This is a genomic window from Paenibacillus sp. VT-400 (assembly GCF_001029205.1).
GTDB classification, from domain to species: Bacteria; Bacillota; Bacilli; order Paenibacillales; family Paenibacillaceae; genus Paenibacillus; species Paenibacillus amylolyticus.
On the sequence record NZ_LELF01000024.1, the window covers coordinates 1 to 383 of the forward strand.

Sequence of the window (383 nt, forward strand, 5' to 3'; positions counted from 1 at the left end):
CAGCCCGAACACGCGAGCCGCTTCCCGCCGGCTCTTCTCCTGGTTGAAAACGAAATCGCGAACCGCCGCGTAAATCTCCACAGCGAACATCCCCGCCAACCCCGAAAGGGGTCAGCCTATCCAATGGCCGACTTTTACGCCGCCCGCGCCGGCACAAACGCAGGCGCTCCACTGGATGGTTTTCTCACCGCCGTGCACATGCAACGCAGGAAGAAAAGCAAAAAAGGCAAGGGGTGGTCTCTGACCATCCTCCTCGCCTTTTTCATTTTCCGCACCTAACCTCGCCTTGGCGAGAACGGCGCCAGGGGTCCCAAGCCCCTGGCGCCTATTTGTTATCTTACGGGGGAGATTTCCGTAGCCCAGCAGAAAATGCTTCCTCACCG

The 383-nt window shown here is 59.3% G+C and carries 1 protein-coding gene; it reads left to right on the forward strand.

The window, feature by feature from the left end:
• Window positions 1-279: hypothetical protein (locus EL84_RS32375; RefSeq protein WP_235431464.1), on the forward strand; the 279-nt coding region annotated here is incomplete at its 5' end.
• Between the last annotated feature and the right edge of the window lie 104 nt (window positions 280-383).